General features: G+C 60.7%; 19 protein-coding genes and 1 pseudogene. 8 read left to right on the top strand and 12 right to left on the bottom strand.

The features are described 5' to 3' along the window. Window positions 1-1,038: DEAD/DEAH box helicase (locus BG842_RS10170; protein WP_254663044.1), on the bottom strand; the 1,038-nt coding region annotated here is incomplete at its 3' end. A gap of 236 nt (window positions 1,039-1,274) precedes the next feature. Between BG842_RS10170 and BG842_RS10175 the strand changes: the two genes are divergently transcribed. From BG842_RS10175 to BG842_RS10190, 4 genes are all read left to right on the top strand, one after another. After that, entirely contained in the window at window positions 1,275-1,586 is a 312-nt protein-coding gene (locus BG842_RS10175; RefSeq protein ID WP_007976136.1) for a hypothetical protein, read from the top strand. Between the two features lie 355 nt (window positions 1,587-1,941). Continuing rightward, entirely contained in the window at window positions 1,942-2,475 is a 534-nt protein-coding gene (locus BG842_RS10180) for a DUF308 domain-containing protein (RefSeq protein ID WP_083252486.1), read from the top strand. An 81-nt stretch (window positions 2,476-2,556) separates the two neighbouring features. After that, window positions 2,557-3,546 carry a mannose-1-phosphate guanylyltransferase gene (locus BG842_RS10185; protein WP_069450652.1) on the top strand — a complete coding sequence of 330 codons (990 nt, stop codon included), beginning with the start codon at window positions 2,557-2,559 and terminating at the stop codon, window positions 3,544-3,546. A 44-nt stretch (window positions 3,547-3,590) separates the two neighbouring features. Continuing rightward, complete coding sequence (locus tag BG842_RS10190) at window positions 3,591-3,860, top strand: hypothetical protein (protein WP_069450653.1); 270 nt, start codon at window positions 3,591-3,593, stop codon at window positions 3,858-3,860. On the opposite strand, the gene BG842_RS10195 is transcribed toward BG842_RS10190, so the two are convergent. The 7 genes from BG842_RS10195 to BG842_RS31420 all read right to left on the bottom strand — a co-directional run bounded on the left by BG842_RS10195 (window position 3,857) and on the right by BG842_RS31420 (window position 8,643). Beyond that, window positions 3,857-4,516, bottom strand: coding sequence for an ATP-binding protein (locus BG842_RS10195; protein WP_069450654.1), 660 nt, complete (start codon window positions 4,514-4,516; stop codon window positions 3,857-3,859). The two genes, BG842_RS10190 and BG842_RS10195, sit on opposite strands and share 4 nt — an antisense overlap. Then, the gene (locus BG842_RS10200; RefSeq protein WP_007976148.1) at window positions 4,516-5,301 is read right to left on the bottom strand and encodes an SDR family oxidoreductase; all 786 of its coding nucleotides are present in this window, start codon (window positions 5,299-5,301) and stop codon (window positions 4,516-4,518) included. The genes BG842_RS10195 and BG842_RS10200 overlap by 1 nt, the downstream gene beginning before the upstream one ends. 22 nt (window positions 5,302-5,323) lie before the next feature. Next, window positions 5,324-5,800, bottom strand: a complete 477-nt coding sequence (locus BG842_RS10205) for a Tfx family DNA-binding protein (RefSeq protein ID WP_069450655.1) — start codon at window positions 5,798-5,800, stop codon at window positions 5,324-5,326. 64 nt (window positions 5,801-5,864) lie between these two features. Next, window positions 5,865-6,320 carry a TRAM domain-containing protein gene (locus tag BG842_RS10210; protein WP_069450656.1) on the bottom strand — a complete coding sequence of 152 codons (456 nt, stop codon included), beginning with the start codon at window positions 6,318-6,320 and terminating at the stop codon, window positions 5,865-5,867. Between the two features lie 425 nt (window positions 6,321-6,745). Continuing rightward, the gene (locus BG842_RS10215; protein WP_007976153.1) at window positions 6,746-7,741 is read right to left on the bottom strand and encodes a radical SAM protein; all 996 of its coding nucleotides are present in this window, start codon (window positions 7,739-7,741) and stop codon (window positions 6,746-6,748) included. Window positions 7,742-7,795: 54 nt separating this feature from the next. Further along, entirely contained in the window at window positions 7,796-8,356 is a 561-nt protein-coding gene (locus tag BG842_RS10220; RefSeq protein ID WP_254663045.1) for an alpha/beta fold hydrolase, read from the bottom strand. Continuing rightward, a complete protein-coding gene (locus tag BG842_RS31420) occupies window positions 8,353-8,643 on the bottom strand; it encodes a hypothetical protein (RefSeq protein WP_254663046.1) in 291 nt (96 codons plus the stop codon). The genes BG842_RS10220 and BG842_RS31420 overlap by 4 nt, the downstream gene beginning before the upstream one ends. A 227-nt stretch (window positions 8,644-8,870) precedes the next feature. Between BG842_RS31420 and BG842_RS10225 the strand changes: the two genes are divergently transcribed. Then, window positions 8,871-9,971, top strand: coding sequence for a DUF373 family protein (locus BG842_RS10225; RefSeq protein ID WP_069450657.1), 1,101 nt, complete (start codon window positions 8,871-8,873; stop codon window positions 9,969-9,971). Here BG842_RS10225 and BG842_RS10230 read toward each other — a convergent pair. From BG842_RS10230 to BG842_RS29750, 4 genes are all read right to left on the bottom strand, one after another. Beyond that, window positions 9,968-10,174 (bottom strand): hypothetical protein, encoded by a 207-nt coding sequence (locus BG842_RS10230; RefSeq protein WP_069450658.1) that lies wholly within the window; start codon window positions 10,172-10,174, stop codon window positions 9,968-9,970. The two genes, BG842_RS10225 and BG842_RS10230, sit on opposite strands and share 4 nt — an antisense overlap. A gap of 98 nt (window positions 10,175-10,272) precedes the next feature. Then, entirely contained in the window at window positions 10,273-14,358 is a 4,086-nt protein-coding gene (locus BG842_RS10235; protein ID WP_069450659.1) for a DNA-directed DNA polymerase II large subunit, read from the bottom strand. A gap of 1 nt (window position 14,359) precedes the next feature. After that, window positions 14,360-14,779, bottom strand: coding sequence for a PPC domain-containing DNA-binding protein (locus BG842_RS10240; RefSeq protein WP_007976160.1), 420 nt, complete (start codon window positions 14,777-14,779; stop codon window positions 14,360-14,362). Between the two features lie 206 nt (window positions 14,780-14,985). After that, window positions 14,986-15,159 (bottom strand): hypothetical protein, encoded by a 174-nt coding sequence (locus BG842_RS29750; protein ID WP_175424119.1) that lies wholly within the window; start codon window positions 15,157-15,159, stop codon window positions 14,986-14,988. Window positions 15,160-15,476: 317 nt separating this feature from the next. Between BG842_RS29750 and BG842_RS10245 the strand changes: the two genes are divergently transcribed. The 3 genes and pseudogenes from BG842_RS10245 to BG842_RS10255 form a co-directional block, all read left to right on the top strand. Then, on the top strand, window positions 15,477-17,333 hold the full coding sequence (locus BG842_RS10245; RefSeq protein WP_175424120.1) for an ABC transporter substrate-binding protein: 1,857 nt from the start codon (window positions 15,477-15,479) through the stop codon (window positions 17,331-17,333). A 198-nt stretch (window positions 17,334-17,531) separates the two neighbouring features. Next, window positions 17,532-18,554, top strand: a complete 1,023-nt coding sequence (locus BG842_RS10250) for an ABC transporter permease (RefSeq protein WP_069450661.1) — start codon at window positions 17,532-17,534, stop codon at window positions 18,552-18,554. A gap of 1 nt (window position 18,555) precedes the next feature. Next, a pseudogene (locus tag BG842_RS10255) lies at window positions 18,556-19,282 on the top strand (ABC transporter permease); the annotation flags it as partial.

A 19,282-nucleotide genomic window follows, 5' to 3' on the forward strand; every position in this document is an offset into this window, starting at 1 on the left:
GTACTCCACGAACACCAGCGCCTTCGAGGTGGGGTGTTCGGCGAGCAGGAACCGAATCTCGTCCAGTTTCGCGGGGTTCGTCGCGGCGATTCGCCGCTTCCCGCGCCCGTCGGCGTTAGCGTACTCGCCGTGATAGGTCTCCTCGTCCCAGCCGACGTACCGGATTTCGACCTCGGGTTCCGCGACGAATCCGGCCTCGAACAGCGCGTCCCAGTCGGTGCCGATGGGCGGGCCGATGAGCGTGAAGATGTCTTTTTCCTTGTCATCTTCCCGGACGGGCGTCGCTGACAATCCCAGTCGGTGCTTCGACTGGAGGTCCGCGCTCCGGCGGAACACCCGCGACGGGATGTGTTGACATTCGTCGTACACGATGAGCCCCCACCGTCGCTGGTCGAACAGCTGGCGGTGGCGGTCCATTCCGGCGGTTTGGTAGGTCGCAATCGTCACCGGGCGGACGTTCTTCTCGCCGCCGTGGTACTCGCCGACCTGCTCCGGCGTGAGGCTGGTGCTGGCCAGCAGTTCGTCGCGCCACTGCCCGGCGAGTTCCCGTCCCGGAACCAGAATCAGGCTCTCGCCGGAGACGGCTTCGAGGACGCCCATCGCGGCCACCGTCTTCCCGCTCCCCGGCGGGCCGACGAGGACGCCGGATTTGAGGTCGACGAACTCCTCGACCCACTCGCGCTGGTAGTCGCGCAAATCGAGGGCGCAGGTGATATCGAGGTCGTCCCCGGTTTCCAAGTCGCGTTCGTCCTGCACGGGGTAGCCCGCCTCGTAGAGGATTCGCTTGACTTCGGCCACCTTATCCTCCGCGACCCAGCTTTCGTCGTCGCCGATGGGCGCGCGGAGGTGGTCCTCGCTCAACTTCTGCCGGGCGACGTTCCCCATCAGGTCGTCGCTCGCGGCTTCGAGGACGACGTAGCCGTCCTCGTGGGTGTAGAGGCGGAACTGCCGCGCGCGCTTCCACTGGGCCTCGATGAATCCCTCCAAAGAGATGGTCGGAGAACTGTTCGTGTATTTCCTCTGCGTGCTGTCGCACATCGGTCATGGTTGCTCCGTCTCCACTTCGTTTTCTATGGGAGACATGCCGTGGTTGGTTCGCAATAGTATAAAAGGTTACGTGGGAGCAGAGTGGAAGTGAAAACGGCTCGTTCGGGCCGCTAGACGCGCTATTGGTGGGATTTCAACCGTCACGAACTCATCGTCTTCCTCTCGGCGGTTGTTTTGCTCCACCGAATCGGGTTAACCTTTCATTCCCCCACCACCAAGAGGGAGGTATGGACGACCGCCTCGACCGTTTCCTCCGCGTCAAACTCCGGAAGGTGGGAAAGAAGTACGCCGAAACCCGTCAATCGGCGAACCGCCAGATAGAGGAGGCGAAGGATGCGTACCGGAACGCTCACGATACCGTCCTCGCCGATTTGCCGCGGGACGAACACGGCCGGGCCAAAATCGTCTGCCGAAGACACGTCGACCGTCGGGCAGCGCCGATAGACCAGGAGGGACGGCCGAAGTGTTTCGACCCGGACCATCCCGCGTGCGAGGGATGTGTCGAAGACATCCGCGAAGGGACCATCGAGACGTGGTGAGACGACCGATGATGCGACGGCCGTTGAACGGACGGTTCGATTTCGGAATCAAAGGCTACGTTGAAACGGTCAGATAGCAGGGGAAAAGTCAAAATCGGGACCCGAAAAGATGTGATGCTTATCAGATAATTAAAAATTCTGCCATATTATTCGGATTCGGATTCAGTGGGTAAGACGCTTCTAACTCTTTCAACCACGCGAAATAGGTCTGACTCTTGGAATTTCCTTCAAATAGCCAACACAATTTATATGGTTACCTATCGAATATGTAACCGGTGAAGTTCAAATGAGCACTGAAGTACAAAGCGGTGCGGGAATGGTATCGGAGACCACCGAACAATCGTGGCGTGCTTCGATGGGGGCCGGGGCTATTATCGCCGTAATCGGCGTACTCGCCATCTTAGCGCCGTTCGCGGCCGGTGTTTCGCTATCGATTCTACTCGGAGCGTTGCTGGTCGTCGGGGCGCTGGTTCACATCGCACGCGCCTTCTCGGGTGGCTGGAAGCGGTTCTTCGTTCAGGGACTGCTCGCGGTCATCTACGCCATCGCCGGAATTTCGCTTCTGGCGAACCCGGTCATCGGACTGACGACGCTGACCATCCTGCTGGTCGCGTTCCTGGTCGTCGATGGCGTCCTCGAAATCGTCATGGGGTTCCAGGCCCGCGGCAACCGGGGCTGGGGCGCACTCGTCGTGAGCGGTGTTCTCGCGCTGCTGATTGCGGGGCTGATCTGGGCCGGATGGCCCGCAACCGCCGTCTGGGCGGTCGGCCTCCTCTTCGGCGTGAACCTCCTCGTCAGCGGCGTGTCGATGATGTTCATGGCGCAGGGCACCCGAACCGAAGCCCGCGAGGGGACGACCCCGGAAACGGAACCCCGCGGCGCGGCCTAAACACGCTTTTTTTACGAACGAGAACTCGACCCCGACGTTCCGATGAGAGTAATTTAAACGCCGGAGGGTCCTGCGCAGGATATGGACCGCTCGCTCGTCGCACTGATTATGGCTGGGGGTACCGGTACCCGACTCTATCCCGCGAGTCGAAGCGACCGACCGAAACAGTTCTTGTCCCTCCTCGGAGACGATTCGTTGCTCTCCCAAACCGTGAACCGCGCCGGTTTCGCCGACGAAATCTTCGTCTGCACCGCGGAGACGCACGCCGACCTCGTTCGCAAACACGCACCCGAAGCAGGCGTGCTCGTCGAGCCCGAACCGAAGGATACCGGTCCGGCGCTCGTCTACGCCACGCACCGAATCCGCGAGCAAGTCGGCGACTGCGTGCTCCTCTGCTTGCCGAGCGACCACTACATTACGGGCAACTTCGAGACGACCGCTCGCCGTGCCGCGTCAACTGCAGTCGAAACAGAGGGGGTTGTAACCGTTGGAATCGAACCCACTCGACCGGCGACAGGATACGGGTATATCGAACCGGGACACGATTACGGAAGCTATTTTGACGTCTCTCAGTTCAGAGAGAAACCCGACAAATCGACCGCCGAACGCTTCGTCGATGAGGGTTTCTACTGGAATGCCGGTCTGTTCGCGTGGACGCCGGACGCGTTCCTCCGGGCCGCCCGCGACTCCCCCCTCGAACCCCTCGTCTCCGCGCTCGAAGACGGCGACCCCGCCGCCGGATTCGACGCCGTATCCCCCACGAGCGTGGATTACGCCGTGATGGAGCGCACCGACGACGCCTTCGTCGTTCCCGCCGCGTTCGAGTGGGACGACCTCGGTTCGTGGGACGCGTTCGACCGGTTCGATTCGTCGACGAACGTCGTCCTCGGCGACGCGTTGACCATCGACGCCACGGGGAATATCGTGGCCGGAGACAAACACGTGAGCCTCGTCGGCGTTGACGACCTCGTGGTCGCGGCCTACGACGACCGCGTGTTAGTCGTGCCGAAATCGGAGGCCCAGCGCGTGCGCGAAGTCGTCACGAAACTGCGCGACGACGACCGTTTTTGATCGGCCGTCAGATTTCTGCATTCGCGTCCCGAATCCGGCACGCTATGGCCGACACGCTACGCGTCAAGTCCGTCGAAACGACGGATGAGTACATCCACGTTCGATTCCGCGACCCGGACGTCTTCGACACGATTCGAACCCCCGATTGGGCCGCCGACATCGCACGGGACATTTCGAACGGGGCAGAGGTTCGAACCGGCAAACGAATCGGCAGTGACGAGTGGGAAGTCCAGAGCGTCCTCATCAAAAAGCAAGCGGGCACCGAGAAAGCCCGTGACGAAGCGAAGGAAATCGCGCAGGAAATCGAGTCTTAGTACAAATCGCAGTAGTGGAACTCGCCGTCGCCCACCGCTCGGGTAACCGTCTCGCCGACGTCGACCGAGAGCGGCGAGTCGAACGTCGGCCCGTCCCAAACGAACGTGTGAAATTCGCCGTTTTCGCCGCAGGGGTCAACTTCTTCGGGAAGGTCGGCGAGGAACGCCTCGTCCAACTCCCGTCCCGCAAACGATGCGTCGAGCGTGCCGCCATCGACCGTAACGACCGTCGCACGGAACCCGGCGTCGAGGAACGACCGAATCTGCTCGTCGGTATCGGGATTCCAAACCGGCCAACAGCTCTCGATGGCCGTTTCCGCCAGTCGCTCTTTTCGATACGCACGGATATCTTCGAGATAGAGGTCCGCGAAGGCGATGCGCTCGATTCCGCGCGCTTCGTACTCGTCTATCACACTCGCCATCCGTGCGGCGTACTCCTCGTTCGAACATTCCATCGGGAGTTCGACGTATCGAATCGGAATCCCGAGCGCCTCGGCTTGCGCGTCGTACAACTCCCGGCGCACGCCGTGCATGCTGCTCCTGCCGTTCTCCGAAACCGTCGTGAGCAGTTCGGTGACGTGCGGCAGTTCCAACAGGGCGTAGGCGGCGTCCTTGCCGCCGCTCCACGAGAGCACCGTGTTCTGTTGCGCCGTCATTAGCTTCGGAGTCGTCCGCCGTCGATGGGAAGCGCGACGCCGTTCACGAAACTCGCCCGCTCGCTGGAGAGGAACGCCACGGTGTCTCCGAGTTCCATCGGGTCGCCCACGCGACCCATCGGGATGTCGCTCGCCCAGTCCGCCAACCCTTCCTCGTAGCTGTCGTACTCGCCGCGTTCGAGGGCGGCCTCCACGAGGTCCTGGATCCGCGGCGTTTCGTGCGCGCCCGGAAGCACGGCATTGACGCGGACGTCGGGCGCGAACTCCCGGGCTTGCGTCTGCATCAACCCGATGACGCCCCGCCGAACCGCGTTCGAGAGAACGAGTCCGTCGATGGCCTCCCGAACGCTCGTCGAGGTGATGTTCACGACCGTTCCCGCGTCGCTTTCCACGAGGTGCGGATGGGCCCGTTTCGTCAGCCACACCACGCTCATCACCAGCAGGTCGTAGGCGGCGTACCAATCGCGCTCTAAGGTGTCGAGAAACGGCCCGCTCGGCGGTCCACCCGCCGAGGTGACGAGGTGGTCGAGTCCGCCGAACTCCTCGACGGTCGCCTCGACCAGCGCCTCGATTTCGTCCGGGTCGGTGATGTCCGTCGGCACCGCGAGCACGTCGCCGCCGCCGAGGTCGGCGATTTCTTCCTCCGCGCTCGCCAGTCCGTCCTCGCTCCGCGCGCAGATGACGACGTTGGCTCCTTCCCGCGCCAACGCCTTTGCGCTCGCCAAGCCGAGGCCGCTCGAACTCGCCGTTACCAGTGCCGTATTACCCTCCAGTCCGAGGTCCATACGTTCGCATCCGTGGGAACCGCTAAAACTCCTCGGGACCCGGCCGTCTGACCGTTACCTCGCCGTCGTGCGTCACGCCGATGAGCAGGGCCGTTCGAATCGTCCGCCCCTTCACCGCCTCGCCCGCCTCGTCGCTGATTCGCTTCATGAGTTCGGGAGCCGCGTGGTTCACCTTCACCCCCGCCTCGTCGCACGCTTCGTACACCCGCGACGGAACGTCGTAGAGGTCGCTGTCGGATTCGACTTCGATTCGAACCGGCGCGCGGAGCGCCTCCGCGAACGCCACCGTTTCGCGCGCCTTGCTGATGTTCTCCCGAGCGCTGGCTTCGATGCTCGACACGTTCGCCCGCGAGGTACCCAGCCGGTCCGCGATGGCTGCCTGTGCGGTGTCGCGCTCGCGGAGCGCGAGCACTTCCGCTTGTCGTCGGGTCAGAACACTCGTCTCCGCGTCGAACCCCGCTCGTCGGAGAATCTCATTCACGTCCAGTTGCTCACTCATTTCGTACCTCCGACATATATCGGCTTACGCCCCCTACCCGCAAATGACTGTCCACTCGTTCGGCTTATCCGCCCCAGAAGTTGTCTCGACTTCCAAGGTGTTGTCGCCGTTCCGCTTTCCTGTCGTCTTTCGTCTCGGCATCGCCGTCCGCGGCTTCCTCGCCGCCTTTGTCCGTTTCCTCCGGCTCCATTGGCAGCCGTTCGATGGGGTCCGCGAGCGCGTGATTTCCCTTTACGTTCGTGATCTTCACCTTGGCGCGGGCGTCGGGAAGAACTCCGTCGACGAGAACGATGAACCCGTCTTCGGTTCGACCGACGCCGGAGCCGCTTTCGTGAATGTCGTCGATATCCACGACGACTTCCTCGCCCGGCTGGACCGGGGCGGTCTTCAACTCGCGGATCGGTTGGTTGTAGTGATTGCACCATTCCGCGCCGCCGCGGTCGCCGTAGTGATGACATCCCATCCCGTTGATTCGTTCTTCGAAACTGGGGCAGTCATCGGCGAGTGGACAGTCCGGCATGCTACAGGCTATAGCGGCGCGTGCCTAAACACTTCCGCAACCTTTTCTTGCGGTTGGGAACCGAATCCGGTGCAAACCGCGCCGGATTCGGTCTACCTCCCTGAGAAAAGGTTGATCAAAAGCACCGGAAGACGTTCCGGCTCACTTCGTTCGCGGGCTGCGACTTCCGAGCCTTCGTTCGCGCTGCTCACGAAGACCCTCCTCACCCCCTCTCGTCGCGTCCGAAGACTCGCGTTCGCTCGTCTTCGGCGCTCCGTCGGGGAATTCGTCGGCCCGGAAAACCGAAGATTTTCCGGAGAGAACACTGGTCTCTGCGGTTGTGTCATTCGCCGATTTCGGTGGTTGCGTTACCCGCCGTTGCTCTCGTGTTCTTCGTGTTCGTCGCGTATCTCGAAAATAGCTACAAAAAATCGCTCGCGGAAAACTCAGGCCAACGGCGTCCGTTCGACTACCTGCCCGTCGTAGGTCGGATACTGCTCGACGATTTCGCCCTTCTCCACGTCGCCCTCCTCTATCATCTCCTCCAGCAGCCACCACGCGACTTCGATGTGGTTCGATTTGACGGTGTAGAACTCCTCGGGGACGCCGAGTTCGGCGAACCGCTTCTCGTCGGCCCACGTCTTCCCGTAAATCAGGGTACCGTCGTCCGTCACGTCGTCGAACTCGCGGCGAATCTGTCGGGCCATCCGCTTCAGGCGGTTGCGGTGCTGGGCGGCGTCCTTGAATACCGAGGTACAGAAGTACGTTCGCGGGTGGTCACCCATCACGTCGAGGATGTCCTCCTTCGAGCCATCGACGGCGGACATGTGACCCTCTTGGAGTTCGAATCCCTCGGCCTGCATCCGACGGTAGTTGCCCTGGGACATCTCGAACTCGTTGATGTTACAGAACTCCGCCGCGCCCTCGTCGAGGAAGTCGAGGAACTCCTCTTCGGCGCGGATACCCGGAATCTCGAACGCGGGGGTGAGTCCTTCCTCGCGGGCGATGTAGAGGATGTCCTCCCACTCGGTCCCGTGAAGTTCTCCCCACTGTTCGTACGGCGGGTGGAAGCGGATTTCGTCCAACCCGGCCTCCGACAGTCGGCGCATGTTCTCCCGCCCGCCCGTGATACCGGTGTAGAGGTGCGTGTGGTGGTCCTCACCGAACTCGTCTTTGAGAAGCGAGAGGTACCGACAGGTCTTGTTCATCGCCTCCTGCGGTTCGCCACCAGTGATGGACGTGCCCAGCGCGTTCATGCGCTTTGCCTCCGTAATCACGTCCTCGTCGTCCTCGACGAGGCGCTCGTTGGCGTACACGTCGGTGACGTTCTTCCGGTTCTCACCGAGGGGGCAGTAAAAACAGTCGCGCTGGTCGCAGTATCCGTAGACGAAGAGAACCATCTTCCCTCCTTCAGCACACTGTTCACAGCCCTTGGAAATCATTCGTTGTACCGTTTTACCCGTCGAGCCTCAAAAAGCGTGCGAATCTCGCTTTCCTCACCCGCAGACCGTCCGTAGCAGGCCGTTCATTATCGACCACATCGAGTCGGAGCTCGATTCGAACACGCGTTGGCCGTGCGCGCTTCCATCGACGGTTTCCAATCGCTTGGGGTTCGAAGCGGCGTCGCGCATCCGCTTCGTCGTTTGCACGGACTTCTCGTCGCCGCGGCTAACGACGAACAGCTTCCAGCCCTGCATCTCGGCGGCGGAATCCACGCCCGCTTCCGGTGAGACGACGAGCGTTCCGTCCACCGTCCCCGACTTCGCCCGTGCGTTCGCGCGAACGACGGCGTTCGCGCCCGCACCAGCACCGACGAGGATGACGCTTCCCACGCCGACCCGACGTCGAAGGTAGCGCACCGCCGCGAGAACGTACTCCGGTGCTGCGTCCCCGTCCAGATTCAGGTCGATGGGGAGGCAAGTGTGACCGTCCTCGGCGAGTCGCTTCGCTTGGGGAAGCCAACTCTTCCTGTCGAATCCCTTTCCGTGTGCGAAGACGACGCCGCACTCGCCGTCGCCGAACAGCGTCCCACGAACCGTCGCCCCGCCTTCGGTCACGAACTGAACGTCGCCACCGTCCGCTGGCGGTGCGGTTCCGGTCGTGGTTTCGTTGGTCGTCGTCTCGTCTCCAGTTGTCGTTTCTGCCGTCGTCTCCCCCGCGTCGGTCGTTCCATCGGCGGTTGTCGTTCCGGTCGTCGTTCCACCCCCGTCGTCGTCCCGGTTCCGTTCGTCGTTTCAGTCCCTGTCGGTTCGTCGTCACCGGTGGACGAACAACCTGCGAGCGTTGCCGTCGCTGCGACCCCAACCGCGTGGAGGAGGCGGCGGCGTGTCGGCGTTCGAGTCATCGGTCGAAAACTCCCGTAGGAGGCCATTATTATACGCGGGCTAATGTCGGGCGAACGACGGCAAACGCACCGTTTAGACCGTTTATTCCTCTACCAATCCCATTTTATTACTTTAATACCAATATCAATTTTAAATCGTGCGTTCTCCGTCTGTTCCACTGGACCACTCTGCATCTCGGACCCCCACTCCCGAAAACAGTTAACCGTCCGCCGCGTACGCACCGCCAATGCTGCTGGTGTTGTGCGTGGACCTCGACGACGACCTCGGCCGGAAGACCCACTTCGACACGCCGGTCGTCGGTCGGGATAACGTCGAGGCCGCCGCCGTCGCGCTCGCCACCGCGGACCCGGAGGACAGCGACGTCAACGTCATGTTCGAGGGAGTACACCTCTACGACCGAATCCGGTCCGACGAGAGCGTCGAAGTCGCCATCGTCACCGGAAACGACGGAAGCGACATCGGCGCCAACCGGGAGGTCGGCGAGGAGGTGGACACGGTGCTCGCCAGCCTCAGCACCAGCGAGGAGATAACGACCGTCATCGTCACCGACGGCGCACAGGACGAGAGCGTTATCCCCGTCATCCGCTCGCGCATCCCCGTCGATGGCGTCCGCCGGGTTGTCGTCCGGCAGGCACAGGACTTGGAGTCGATGTACTACACCATCAAGCAGGTGCTCGACGACCCCGAAACCCGCGGCACGATTCTTGTCCCGCTCGGCATCCTGATACTCATCTATCCGCTCGCGCTCGCCGCCGACCGGCTCGGCATGCCCGGCGGTGCCGTCTTCGGTGGCCTCTCCGGCCTCCTCGGCTTGTACGTCCTCTTTCGCGGCCTCGGCCTCGAACGTGTCGTGGACCGCCTCGCCGAGAAGACCCGTCGGAGCCTCTACTCCGGTCGTGTGACGCTCATCACCTACGTCGTCGCCGCCGCCCTGCTCGTCATCGGCGGCGTCAGCGGCGTCGATACCCTCGAAGCCATCCGCCAGCAGAACGACGGCCGGAGTCTCGGCGCGCTTCGCGTCCTCGCGGCACTCATCTACGGTGCCGTCGTGTGGTTTTCCGCGGCGGGCATCACCTCCAGCCTCGGTCAAATCACCGACGAGTACCTCGCCGACGAGTTCCGGTGGCGCTACCTGAACGCGCCGTTCTACGTCCTCGCCATCGGCGGCGTCCTCTACGCCGTCAGCGCCTACTTCCTGAGCCGCGCGTCGCTCGAATTCCTCGCCGGAATGCTCACGGCCGGAACCCTGCTCGGCCTGACGAGCACGCTCGTGTTCGCCATCGCCGAATCTCGCTATTCGAGGTCAGGACAGGCGCGAGCGAGCTAGAAATTTGTTTCCGCGTCCCAAATTTCCGGGTGGCGCGCGCTGGCGGGGCGACGCGGCCAGCCGTCGGCTGCGTCGCCCCAGTGAAGCGCGCGAGGGATGACGAAGGGGAGCGTCAGCGACCGGAGGAATCGGTTGGGGAGGCGTGTGGCGCGGTGCGGCGGCAGTGCGGTTCGGTTTCGTCGCCGCTCGGCGGTTGTAGTCACAGTAAAACCGTCCCCACTTCGGAGCGCAGGTGTTTTCAAAGTCATCCTCTCGGGACTAAAATTACAAACGGACAATAATCGCTTCTGAATATCGAATTCTACATGAAGTCCGCGATTCCGGACTGCTTGTTCTTATCATTTTCAAACACGCTCTCCAACGACCGCTCCAGAATCTGAAGCCGCTGTTTCGTGTACTCGCGGCAGTCGTACTCGTCGGCGACCTGAATCGCGGTGTCCATGTACTTGTTCACCGAGCCTTGATGAACCGTCAGGTTCACCCGGCCGCCACACTCCCGACAATCGCCCGAGAGCGGCATCCGGCGGTACTTCACGCCGCAGTCCAGACAGCGGGTTTCCTGGCGCGAGAACGCGCGCAGGTTCCCGATGAGGTCGGGCAGGAAGTGCCCCTCGATGACGCGCTCGGCCACGTCGGTCTGGTCCACCGCGCGGGTCTTCCGGGCCAGTTCCAACTGGGCGTTCATCTTGTCCATCATCGACCCGAGGGTCTTGTACGCCGAGAGGTCCGGCCCGAGCGCGATGTTCGAGGTGTCGTGGGTGTGCCGGAACCCGGTGTACTCGCGGTCGGTGCCCAGATACTCCTCCGCGATGGTGATGTCCACGTCCTCCGGGTCCACCATCTCCAGCGTCGCCTCGTAGAACTCGCGGGGATACCGGTCCACGATGTCCATGTTGTGCGCCTCGTCGTCGATTTCCGAGGGGTCGATGCGCGAGGACATCACCAGCGGCGCGTCCATCTGCCCGCCGCGCTTGTCCGGCAAGAACTCCTTCGAGAAGTTGAGCAGGCCGTCCATGAGGAGCATCACGCAATCTTCGTCGCCGTCGCACTGCTTCGTCGCTATTCCGTTTGCGACGAGGTTGTGCGTGTCTCGAACGGTGACACAGTACGTGTTCGAAATCTCGGACTGAACGATTTCGACTCGCGTTACTTCGTCGCGCTCGAAGGAACCACCGTCCGCAACTGCTCCTGAACTCGTGTCTCCCTCCGAGAATCTGGAACCTGCTTCTCCGAGGAAACCGGGAACCGAAGCGCCGGCTTTCAGTTCTCGCGCTTCGATTTCTTCGGGGCCGTTTCCGCTCCACCGAAGCATCGAATGGTCCGGCGTCACCGTAATTTCCCGCCCGCTCCGTGTTTCGATCTCGACCAAGTGATTCGGAGCCGGATGTTTTGAAACCGCTTCGATGGGTTTTCGAACGACGTTCCCATCCTCGTCTATCGACGGCACCAGAACCTCGCAATCGAGTTCTTGGACGAGTGCACCCAAATCATCCTCTCTCGGGTTTTCCAGTCGCTTCTCGACTAACTGCTGAATTTCGTCATACCGCCACTCGTCGTCCTGGTCCCGATACCACACCTTCGTCTCCGGATGGAAGCAATTTCTCCGCTTCGCCGCGTGGAAGTACGGATGTGCGTACCCCACCGCCGCGCTCGTGAAGCCGATGACGCGGCCGACGACGGCGGCGGAGGTGTGGGGTGCCATCCCGAAGACGAGTTCCCCGACCAAATCGTCGCGCTCGTCCATGTCGTAGAACGGTTCGAGGCTGTAGTAATCCTCCAGCAACTGGTCCACGAAGTCGGCGGTTTTGAGCAGGTGGGTGGCCGCGCCGTCCGAGAGCACGATGTCCTGTACCCGGAGTTCAACGAGTTGGTCGTCGTGCTGGAGCGGTTCGCCGTGGATGTCCTCCTCGTAGCCGAGCGCGCGGAGTTGCCCCGGTTCCACGTCCAGTTCGGACGCCCTGACCGAGGTGACGGGAAGGTCGGTCATGTCGTAGCGAATCGTCCCGTCCTTGAACGCGCTGACGCCGTGTTTGGCGCGGAGAACGCCCTTCTCGATGGGTTCGGGCGTCTTGTGCGCCGAGGTGAGTCCCTTGACGCCTTTGAGCGTGTCGAAGACGTTCGGGCGCTCGCCGACCGATTCGAGCGCGCCCCGGAACTCGTCGTTCATCTCTATCGTCTGCCACTCGACGCTCGTGGCGGGGACCTCACAGCGGGGGCACTCCGCCCGTCCCGCTTGGTCCGGTTCGACGCGGGTTTCACAGTCGGGACAGCGGTACACGGGATAGGTGTTGCCGCCGCACTCCGGGCACAGGCATTTGAACGTCTCGTGCCCGCACTCTTCGCACTCTCGACGGCCGATTTGGACCTCGATTTGGCCGCGCTTCCCGGACATGCCTTCGGTGTGGGAGGCGGCTTTCGACACGTCGCGCTGGTCGCCGCCAGCCTCGCCGAGCGGGAAGAGGGTGTGCACCGCGGGGCTCATCTCGCGCTTTTCCGACTTCTCCGGGCGTCCCATCCGGTTCCCGATTCGCGTCGGTGCGCGCTCCCGGACGGAAAACGATGCGACTTCGTTGACCGCTTTCACGGCGTTGTCTCCGGGTTCGTTCTCTCCCCACTCGCGCGCCTCCTTTGATAGTGATTCCCACGCGCGCGTGAGGTCCGCACCGAACCCGAGCGACCGAACGAGGGGTTCCCAGTCCGGTATCTCCAGGACCTCGCCCTGTCTGTGTTCGACGAGAAGGTGTTCGAGCGCCGTTCGAACCGTCTCGGTGTTCGAAAGGACGAGTCGCCCGTCGCGGACCTCTCCCGACTCGACGGCTTCGGCCAGCGCTTCGAAGTCCGTCACCGAAATGTCGTGCCAGAGGTAGGTGTACTTCGGATGCAACGGCGCGTCGTACTCCGCTGCCCACGCTAACGCCTCCGCTGCCGAGGGGTCTTCGAGGTCGATGTGGGGGTCGTCGCGCATGGCCTGTACGTCCGCACCGGCGTGTTCGAAGTCCTGAACCCACCACTCGAACACGTAGGATGCGGGCGGGAGCGGGTGGTTGTTCTCCACGAACTCGCCGTAGTTGACGAGGTATTCGCCGAGGTCGAGAATCTCCTCGACGCCGTTCCTGATTTCGAGCGCCTCGTCGGTGTCGTCGATGCGGCGCACGTCCCCGTTCGCCAACCTGACGGTCGGCCCCTCGATGGTATCGACGGGGATGACGCCGCCCGCTTTCCCGGGCCGCTCGGTCTTGATTTGCGTTCCGGTCGCGAGGAAGTCGTCCACGAGGTGCATCGTCGCGGGTTGGACGCCCGCGGTCGCAAAGCCGTGGTTTCGCGCCCGTCCGTAGCGAAGGCGGAACCCGCCGGGTCTAGACGGGTGGGTGAAAACCGGACGCCCGGCGATGAGGTCGCGGAGGAACTTCGTCGCCTCCTCGACGCGGGGCGGACCGTGCAATTCGTGGTCGCCCTCGGCCTCGCCTTCCGCTCCTTCTTCCGCCTCATCGTCGTCGGATTCGTCGTCCGTTTCCGCGTCGTCTTCTTTCGATTTGCCGTCGTCCTTTCCGATGGTGCCGTCGATGAGGTCCTGCAACCACGGCCAGTCGATTTCGTCCAGGTTCCGAGTGTATCGCTGAATTTTCGGCGCTTTGAGCGCGATACCTTCCGCCAGAACGAGACACATTCCGCCCCGGGCGCTGTTGGTATCCACGCGGTCCAGGTCGCGGAACCCTGAAACCTCCTCGTCGCCCGTCGCTTCCCCGTCCAGCATGACGGGCATGTTCTTGGCGATGAACTTCGACTCTTTGTCCTTCGGGGAGTACTGCAATCCGGTCTCGGAATCGTAGAGGTTTATCTCCTCGGCGTACCGCTCTATCTCGTCGTCACGCGCCTTGTACTCGCCCAGTCCGATGAGCGCCCGCGTGTAGTCCGCGACGAGAACCGAAAGCGCTTGTGCGGTTCCCCCCGCGGAGCGAATCGGACCGGCGTAGTAGACGTTGACGAACTCCGTTCCGTCGTCGTTTTCGAGGAGTTCTACCCGGTCGATTCCCTCGATAGGTGCGGCGACGACACCCTCGGTCAACAGCGCGACTGCCGTTCGAACCGCGCCCTCGATTTTCCCGGCGCGCGTCTCGTAATCTCCGACGTTGCCGTCCGCGAAGTCCTTCGCCAGTTCGAGGGCGGCCTCTTCGCGTGACATCTCGCCTTCGAGTTCGCGGACGCGTTCCGCGACGTTCTCGATTCCGAGGATGTTCTCCACGCGGTCGGCCATGTCCTGTGCGACCGGTATCTCGACTTCCGGTTGCGGGTCGCCGCTGCGCTCTTTAGCCGCCTCCGCGACGTCGAACGCCTCGTCAAGCCGCGACTCCAGTCGCTCGAAATACTGCCGGTCTTCGTCCCGCATGTTAGAGCCAGAGGTCGAGGTCGGTCGGCTCGTCGTGTTCCCGGACGAGCGGTTCCTCGAACGTCCGCATATACAGCTCCCCGGCAAACACCGTCGCCGAGTCGAGGTGCCCGGCGACCGCTTGCCCCGACCGGCGGGAGAGAACCGCGTGCGTGTGTGCGAACGGCTCACCGTCGAGCAGGGAGACGTTGCCTACGCACGAGGCGACTTCCAGCGGTTCGTCGAATCGGACCTCGCGGTATTCCGTTTCGTCTTGGTCGTAGAACCAAACGTCGGCGTCCTGTACCGCGCCCATCGCGACGAACCACGCCGCGTCCACGTCCTCGTCGTCGGCCAGTGATTCGATCTCTTCGCGCCAATCCGCTCCGTGTCCGAGTCGGGCAACGAACTCCTGTTCCCCGGCGACCTCCCGATAGTCCATGTCTGCATGGAACTTCGTCCGGGGACAAAAAAGGTTAGTATCGCCCCGTCAGTTCTCCGTTCCAACGAACGTATGCATCGCTTTCCCGAGTACGGTGCTCCTTTCTTGTCAGTTTTATAACTTATTCTGGCGATGGCTCACCGAGGAGTGAAAAACGTGGAGTCGTGGTGAGAGGGCTGTTCGAGGACCGCGGCGGTATGGGGGGACTATCGCCAGTTCGGGAGTGCGGCAGTGTCCGATACTCGCATGCAAATCCACGCGTCGTCGCGTGACACATCCGCGATGACGAGTCGTTCCGTCTCTCCGTCATCGTCCACCGAGGCCATGACCTCGGAGTCGTTTGCAAGCGACACCGACATTGCTGCCGTATCCGGCGTCATACTTTGAGAATGTGTACCAAGGGATATAAGGCCACCGAAACGATGATACCCACTCTCGTGATGCTGTGATTTTCCTGAAAATTCGGGTAAAATTGGAGACAATGGTGTATTTCACGAAAATAGCATCACGCTACCTGGTCGATTTTGCCAACGTATCACTTCTCGCCAAATTATTTATACTATAAAAACTATAAAATAAATCTATGGTATATATGTAAAAACCGGACTCGGACTGCAATAAACCATCTGTTTAAGACCGTAACGATGCCATTCTCAAGCGGTAAGTTTATCCGCTATGACACACAAGCCGAGTGTGGATGACAGATACTGACAACCTGACCCGTCGGCGGTTCCTACAGGCAACTGGGGGTGCGGCATCCGCTGTCGCACTTGCTGGCTGTACTGGTGGCGGTGACGATGACAACGGTAACGGTGACGGCAATGGCGACGGCAACGGTAGCAGCGGCGACAAAAAGCTGCAACTCATAAACTCGACGATGACCACGCTGGACCCGGTCAAGGCGACCGACACGGCATCCGGCACGGTCATCCAGCAACTGTTCGACGCGCTAATGAACTACCCGAACGGGGAGATCGCCGTCGAGAAGCAACTGGCAGAGAAACATGAGGTTTCCAAGGACAAGAAGACCTACACCTTCACGCTCAAGAAAGGGGTGAAGTTCCACAACGGAAAGGAAGTGACGGCGAAAGACATCGTCTATTCGTGGCGTCGTCTCGCCGAATCGACCAACTCCCGTCGCCAGTATTTCATTCTCGATTCCATCGGCGTCAAACACGAAACGACGACGAAAACATACAAGGACAGCGAGGGCGAGAAACACGAGTTGACCGTCGCAAAGGCCAACTCGCTGGCACTTAAAGCGAAAGACAAACACACGCTCGAGATGACGTTGGAAAAGCCGTTCCACGCCACGCTCGAGATGCTCGCATACACGTCCTTCGCGGCCGTCCCCGAAGGTATTGTCGGAGACATCGAAGGCTACGACGGCGAGATGAAACAGAGCGAGTTCGCCACCAAAAAGCCCATTGGTGCCGGTCCGTTTGAGTTCAAGAGCTGGAAAAGCAACGTCTCTGCTGAAGTCTCCAAGAACGAAGACTATCACGGCGACAAGGCGAAAGTTAGCGGCGTTCACTGGAAGATTTCCTCCGACTCGAACGCGCGATACACGTACGGTATCGTAAACAAGAACGCCGACATGGGGTACGGGAGCAGCTTCATCCCGACGCCCAAGTACGACCCAAAGAAGATCAGCGACACCAACTCGGACGACCTCGGTCGTACTGTCGGTAAGTACGGTCCCACACAGGGTGGCGACACGATGGACTACCTCGGTGTCTCGACCATCAACACCTACTACATCGGCTTTAACACGAAGGCGGTTCCAAAGGAAGTTCGAAAGGCCGTCGCATACGCCGCCAATCAGGAGTCCATCGTCAGTGAAATATTCAAAAGTCGCGGTGAAGGGGCGTATCACTTTACGCCGCCGATGATCTATCCAGACGGCGCGAAACAGTACAAGAAACACGCCAAGAGCAAGTATCCGTACGGCTACAACGAGTCCCAACTCGAGAAGGCAAAGCAGGTAATGAAGGACGCGGGTTACAGCAACAGTAACCGCTTTAAATTCACCTTCACGGTGTACCAATCTTCGGATACGTGGCCCGAACTCGGAAAGCAACTGCAGGATCAGCTTCGGTCGGCGTTCATTGACATGGAGATTCAGAAGACGCCGTTCTCTACGCTCCTCTCGCGCGGTCGCAAGGGGAACCTCGAAGCGTACTCGCTCGGCTGGATCATGGACTGGCCCAAGCCGGACAACTTCCTGCAACTGCTGTACCCACCGCTGTCGGACACCTCGAAGGACTCACCGGTCTCCTACACCAACTGGAGCGGGACACCCGCCGCAAAAAAGGCAACGGACGCGTGGAAGACGGTTCAGGACAACCCCGGCCCGACGGACAAAGAGCAGCAGGCTCGTAACAAAGCCTACGTCAAGATCGAAGAGGCAAACTGGGAAGACGTGGCCTTCCTCAACATGTACCACGGCCTCTCCGAGCGCTTCGCCTATGAATGGGTCGACGCTCCGAAGTTCGGTGGTGCAGGCTACAGTCGTCAGATGTACAATAAAGTTAGCCTCGGCGATCGGAAGTAATTCTGGCAATTCGGCGTTGATTTTTCTCAAAACGTCTCGATAGTTGCATCTCCGTCCAGAAATTCTTGGAGATGTTATCGCAAGACATAATGAGTGGAACACCAAATACGCATCTGTATTAGCCATGAAAGCGGTTAACATTGGGTGCAACCTACCGCACGATACGAACAAGTTCGAACAGGGGGTGGCCCGGTCGCTATGAGCCGATGGCGTTACTTTGCTAGACGCCTGTTACTATCCCTTCCGATCTTGCTGTTCGGAGCAACGATAACGTTCATCGTCATCCGGATGGGTCCGTTAGACCCCGTCGGCGCGATTCTCGGCCCGACAGGAGATCCGCAGTCGTACAATCAAATCAAGGACCAACTCGGGTTGAACAGACCGCTGTGGGAACAGTACATCGACTATATGGTCGGCCTATTCACCCTGAACCTGGGTCAGTCGTGGGTCCTTCAACCGGATACGAGCGCTTACTCGCTCATCCTTGAATACGCTCCACGAACGCTTTGGTTGGGATTTTGGTCAGTCCTCATCGCCATCTTTGTCGGCATCCCTCTCGGATTCTACGCCGGGCTTAACCCGAACTCGTGGAGCGATTACGCAGCGTCGTTCGGTGGTATCGTCTGGCGTGCGATGCCGAACTTCTGGTTGGCGGTTATCTTCATGGCCGTTCTTTCCCGGTCTGAACAGGTGTTGTTCGGATTCAACTGGCAGAACTGGCTCGTGCCGACGACCGTCATCGGCGTCCCGTTCCAAAATCCGCAGGACTTACTGAACCCGAACGACCTGCTCGCGGCGATCAAGAAGATCGCACCGGCGGCTATCGTCCTCGGTTCCGCGTCGATGGGGAACGAGATGCGTATTGGACGGACGGCCGTGTTGGAGACGGTGAATTCCAACTTCATCGAGACTGCACGTGCGAAAGGTGTTCCGCCACGGTCGCTCGTCTGGAAGCATATCTTCCGGAACGCGCTCATCCCACTCGTCCCCATCATCACGGGTGAGGCGTACTTGCTCATTGGTGGTTCCGTCCTCGTCGAGACTGTGTTCAATATCAGCGGTATCGGTTACCTTTTCTTCCAAGCGGTCATTCAAGGTGACCTACCCCTCGTTGGTTCGCTGATGTTCATCTTCATCCTGCTTGTCGTGATAATCAACATCGTACAGGACCTTCTGTACACCATCATTGACCCTCGTGTCGGATACGATGGAGGTTCATAATATGAGTACCAATTCTACTATGAGAGAAGAACGACCCCTCCGTGAACGCATCGCAGACAATCCGCGACCAGCCACGTTATGGCTCATCGGAATCGTGCTCCTCGTAGGAATCGAGTTCGGTGCATTGGCCAATATGCTGACGTCGCTTCCGTGGGCCTCGTTGATGGACAAACTGCCGTTCTTGAAACCCATCGGCAGTCCGTTCGCTGCCGTCGGCGACCTGTTGGCAAAATCGCCGACGCTCCTCAATAGACAGGTGTTCGACAACACCGGTTGGCAGTCACCAAAGGGAGGTTGGAAAGGGACATTCCTCGGTCTCTCCCCAGCAATTGTCTGGACGCTTCGCGTCGTGCTTGTGTACGCATACGCGTTGATCTTCCTGTACTGGTTTTGGCGTGGGTATCTGATATTCCGTGAACACTACCGGTTCGCGGATTGGACGCCCCGTGACGACATGATCAACCGGCTCCGACATCACACGTGGGGGTTGTTCGGATTCGTCATCGTCTTCATGTTCGTCGTGATGGCGATTTTTGCTCCTGCACTCGGCCCGACGACCGTCGAGAAGAACATTCAGAACCCCTACTCGTATAAGATACACTATCTGGACAAGGACACTGGACAGGTCGACCAGATACTCATCGGCGAGGCGAATCTACAGTCGCGTTCGAAAGGTGCCAGTGGAAACGTCGCTCCGATGAGCTATGACGACTATGGTCGGTGGCATC

Origin of the sequence: Haladaptatus sp. W1 (assembly GCF_001723155.1) — an archaeon.
Classification (GTDB): Archaea; Halobacteriota; Halobacteria; order Halobacteriales; family Haladaptataceae; genus Haladaptatus; species Haladaptatus paucihalophilus.

Bases quoted from the DNA above. Each gene is read 5' to 3' on its own strand.
- BG842_RS10210 (WP_069450656.1), bottom strand. From the start codon at position 6,320: ATGCCGGACTGTCCACTCGCCGATGACTGCCCCAGTTTCGAAGAACGA.
- BG842_RS10240 (WP_007976160.1), bottom strand. From the start codon at position 14,779: ATGGACTATCGGGAGGTCGCCGGGGAACAGGAGTTCGTTGCCCGACTC.
- BG842_RS10250 (WP_069450661.1), top strand. From the start codon at position 17,532: ATGAGCCGATGGCGTTACTTTGCTAGACGCCTGTTACTATCCCTTCCG.
- BG842_RS10235 (WP_069450659.1), bottom strand. From the start codon at position 14,358: ATGCGGGACGAAGACCGGCAGTATTTCGAGCGACTGGAGTCGCGGCTT.
- BG842_RS10215 (WP_007976153.1), bottom strand. From the start codon at position 7,741: ATGATTTCCAAGGGCTGTGAACAGTGTGCTGAAGGAGGGAAGATGGTT.
- BG842_RS10205 (WP_069450655.1), bottom strand. From the start codon at position 5,800: ATGAGTGAGCAACTGGACGTGAATGAGATTCTCCGACGAGCGGGGTTC.
- BG842_RS10225 (WP_069450657.1), top strand. From the start codon at position 8,871: ATGCTGCTGGTGTTGTGCGTGGACCTCGACGACGACCTCGGCCGGAAG.
- BG842_RS10195 (WP_069450654.1), bottom strand. From the start codon at position 4,516: ATGACGGCGCAACAGAACACGGTGCTCTCGTGGAGCGGCGGCAAGGAC.
- BG842_RS31420 (WP_254663046.1), bottom strand. From the start codon at position 8,643: ATGACTCGAACGCCGACACGCCGCCGCCTCCTCCACGCGGTTGGGGTC.
- BG842_RS10245 (WP_175424120.1), top strand. From the start codon at position 15,477: ATGACAGATACTGACAACCTGACCCGTCGGCGGTTCCTACAGGCAACT.
- BG842_RS10190 (WP_069450653.1), top strand. From the start codon at position 3,591: ATGGCCGACACGCTACGCGTCAAGTCCGTCGAAACGACGGATGAGTAC.
- BG842_RS10175 (WP_007976136.1), top strand. From the start codon at position 1,275: ATGGACGACCGCCTCGACCGTTTCCTCCGCGTCAAACTCCGGAAGGTG.
- BG842_RS10185 (WP_069450652.1), top strand. From the start codon at position 2,557: ATGGACCGCTCGCTCGTCGCACTGATTATGGCTGGGGGTACCGGTACC.
- BG842_RS10180 (WP_083252486.1), top strand. From the start codon at position 1,942: ATGGGGGCCGGGGCTATTATCGCCGTAATCGGCGTACTCGCCATCTTA.
- BG842_RS10200 (WP_007976148.1), bottom strand. From the start codon at position 5,301: ATGGACCTCGGACTGGAGGGTAATACGGCACTGGTAACGGCGAGTTCG.
- BG842_RS29750 (WP_175424119.1), bottom strand. From the start codon at position 15,159: ATGACGCCGGATACGGCAGCAATGTCGGTGTCGCTTGCAAACGACTCC.